This is a genomic window from Secundilactobacillus hailunensis (genome assembly GCF_005405185.1).
Lineage (GTDB): Bacteria > Bacillota > Bacilli > Lactobacillales > Lactobacillaceae > Secundilactobacillus > Secundilactobacillus hailunensis.
This window is the reverse complement of sequence record NZ_BJDO01000102.1, coordinates 1-1689: the sequence shown is the minus strand read 5'-3', so window position 1 is coordinate 1689 and position 1689 is coordinate 1. Positions and strand designations below refer to the sequence as shown.

General features: G+C 44.9%; 2 protein-coding genes. Both read right to left on the bottom strand.

Annotated elements, in window-relative coordinates; all coding sequences use genetic code 11:
- Positions 1–54: 54 nt before the first annotated feature.
- Positions 55–948: an IS3 family transposase gene (locus FFM73_RS12465; RefSeq protein WP_137631937.1), complete on the bottom strand. Its 894-nt coding sequence runs from the start codon at positions 946–948 to the stop codon at positions 55–57.
- Positions 945–1619, bottom strand: a complete 675-nt coding sequence (tnpA, locus tag FFM73_RS12460; RefSeq protein WP_137631936.1) for an IS66 family insertion sequence element accessory protein TnpA — start codon at positions 1617–1619, stop codon at positions 945–947. The genes FFM73_RS12465 and tnpA overlap by 4 nt, the downstream gene beginning before the upstream one ends.
- Positions 1620–1689 lie beyond the last annotated feature (70 nt).

Sequence of the window (1689 nt, the reverse complement as noted above, 5' to 3'; positions counted from 1 at the left end):
TGCACTATGCCCTGTCAAGTTGACAAATGAAATAATATAAAGTTTTATGTGTTCCTAAGCGGCTTCACTCCAGTATTCGTCTGGAGTGAGGCCGTTTCTTTGTGCTGAACGATTGTGATGGTTGAAGTATTCGATTCCTTCCTCGACCAGCTTTACCAGGTCCTGGTACGTCTTCGGCATTGGGTGTCGTTCCATCCAACGCAACTTAAATTCATTCCACCAACGCTCCATTGGTGCATTATCGTAAGGTGTTCCTGGTCGAGACATACTTCTGATGATATTGTGACGACTGAGGAAGTTATTGAAGGAACCGGCAGTGAACGCTGACCCCCGGTCGGTGTGAACCATTGGGTGCACATCTCCGGCAACTTCAAAAGCTCGTTGGAAGGTTTGAATTTCTGCTATTGAGGTTTCTGTGTCACTCAGGTTATACGACAACAGACGTCGTCCATAAAGATCAAGCACACCACTGAACCGTACCTTGTACTCGCCATTTACACCATAGGTTAATTCGGTTGAGTCCGACAACCAAACTTGGTTGGGCGCTTCTACATCGAAATTTTGATTTAATACGTTATCCAGAATATGTTGCTCACTTTCCTGACGACGCTTTCGTTTTTTGACCCGAATCTTACAGTGAATATCCAGTTCTCGTTGCACACGACGAACCATCTTGACTGTGACTGGAAACTTGATTTCATCGTCATGCTGCAGGGCAATCAGTAAATTGCCTGCACCAATGCCTTGATGATGAAAGTCATACCAGTATTGCACACGTTTTTTAAGCAACGCGTCGTGTTGTTCCCAAGTTGTTTCGGTGTGGCTCAGTCCTTTGTAGTACGCCTGTCGGCTTACGCCAATTAGTTTTAAGAGCGTGGATACTGCACCACGTTTACCTTGACTGACCTCCCTGATTGCGATGTAGGCCAGTCGATGCTGTTTGTTCACCCCCTGTGCTGAAGTTCCTGCAATTTTTTTGCGAATTCCTCAATGAGTTCTTTATCTGAAAGCTCAGTTTTAAGTCGTCTAACCTCTAAACGAAGACGATCAATTTCGGTAGTCTCTGCTTCATTCTTATGGTGTCCACGATTATCTACTAAAGCCTCGTAGCCGCCATTCTTGGCTTTGAGTACCCAGGAGCGAGCCTGCTGGTAAGAAACTTGAAAATGCTCCGCAGCCTCGTTGTAAGAGTGTTTATCTTTGATCACGTACTCGACTACTTCAATTCGCTCATTAAACGTTGTCTTTCGACTCATAGTGGGGACCTGCTTTCTCGACGGCGATGCCGTCAAAGTTTTGTCCTCATTATACTTGAAAATCCAGTTTTCTAGTTGCGATTTTGAACGAAGTCCAAATCGGATACTCAGCTCAGCAAGCGTACCCTCACCAGCTTGATAAGCAAGTACTGCTGCTTGCTTCAATGTTACCGGGTATTTCTTATACTTAGTTGCTTCTTTGAGACCTGCAAGGCCATCTCGATCATATCGTTCCTGCCACCACGCCAAACGATGTTGCTCAAGGTTATGCTGCTTCGAAAATTTATTTGCAGAGAGGCCTGAACGCTTGAACTGCTCAAGCAGGTCCAGTTTCTCCAGTGCTGTGTGTTTGGATCTAGGCATACAAAAATCCCTCCATAGTCATCAAATGAATTATTGTATTTCATCTGACAACCATAAAGGGATTATCGCA